Origin of the sequence: Vibrio sp. YT-18 (assembly GCF_033337345.1) — a bacterium.
Taxonomy (GTDB): domain Bacteria; phylum Pseudomonadota; class Gammaproteobacteria; order Enterobacterales; family Vibrionaceae; genus Vibrio; species Vibrio alginolyticus.
Window position 1 is genome coordinate 1 of the sequence record NZ_JAWOQO010000206.1, and the last position, 1,123, is coordinate 1,123.

The 1,123-nt window shown below is 47.7% G+C and carries 1 protein-coding gene and 1 pseudogene; both read left to right on the forward strand.

Features of this window, described 5'->3' with window-relative positions:
• A partial coding sequence (locus R7M72_RS25455; protein WP_318056506.1) for a chemotaxis protein CheA occupies window positions 1-945 on the forward strand: 945 nt, incomplete at its 5' end.
• 24 nt (window positions 946-969) lie between these two features.
• Window positions 970-1,123 (forward strand): annotated as a pseudogene (locus tag R7M72_RS25460) (chemotaxis response regulator protein-glutamate methylesterase); the annotation flags it as partial.

Genomic DNA, 1,123 nt, shown 5'->3' on the forward strand with positions numbered 1-1,123 from the left:
CGTGACTTGGCTCGTAACCTAAATAAAGACATCGTGCTAGAAATGCGCGGTGAAGAAACCGATCTCGATAAAAACCTAGTAGAAGCGCTAGCGGATCCATTGATCCACTTGGTACGCAACTCGGTTGACCATGGCATTGAAATGCCAGAAGACCGCGTAAAAGCGGGGAAATCGCGCACTGGTAAAGTCATCCTATCTGCTTCACAAGAAGGTGACCATATCGAATTGGCTATCGTTGATGATGGTGGCGGTATGGATCCTAATAAACTTCGTGGCATTGCGGTAAAACGCGGCATGATGGACGAAGATGCAGCAGCGCGTCTATCGGATAAGGAGTGTTTCAACCTTATCTTCGCCCCTGGCTTCTCAAGTAAAGAGAAGATCTCTGATATTTCAGGCCGCGGTGTGGGTATGGACGTAGTTAAGACGGCGATCAACACCCTAAACGGCTCTATCGACATCGATTCAGAGCTGGGCAAGGGCACGAAGATCACCATCAAAGTGCCACTGACTCTAGCGATTTTGCCGACCTTAATGGTGGGTGTTGGCGGTCATCCTTTTGCACTACCACTTGCGTCAGTAAATGAGATTTTCCACTTAGATTTAAGCCGCACCAACGTGGTAGATGGTCAGTTAACCATCATCGTTCGCGATAAGTCTATTCCACTGTTCTACCTACAAAACTGGTTGGCGTCTAAGTCTCCTCGCGTGGAGCAACGCATCGGTCATGGTCATGTTGTGATTGTGCAGATCGGCAGTCAACGCGTTGGTTTTGTCGTCGACACGCTTATCGGTCAAGAAGAAGTGGTTATCAAGCCATTAGATAACTTATTGCAAGGTACACCAGGTATGGCTGGTGCGACGATTACCAGTGATGGTCACATTGCATTGATTCTTGATGTGCCAGATCTATTGAAGCAATACGCAGCAGCTTCGCGCATCTAAGCTGACGTAAAGAAAAGGAACAAAATGGCGATTAAAGTACTAGTCGTTGATGATTCGAGTTTTTTCCGTCGTCGCGTAAGCGAAATCATCAACTCAGAATCGCGCCTAGAAGTGATTGACGTTGCGGTAAATGGCAGAGAAGCGGTCGAAAAAGCCAAAGCTCTCAAGCCGGACGTCA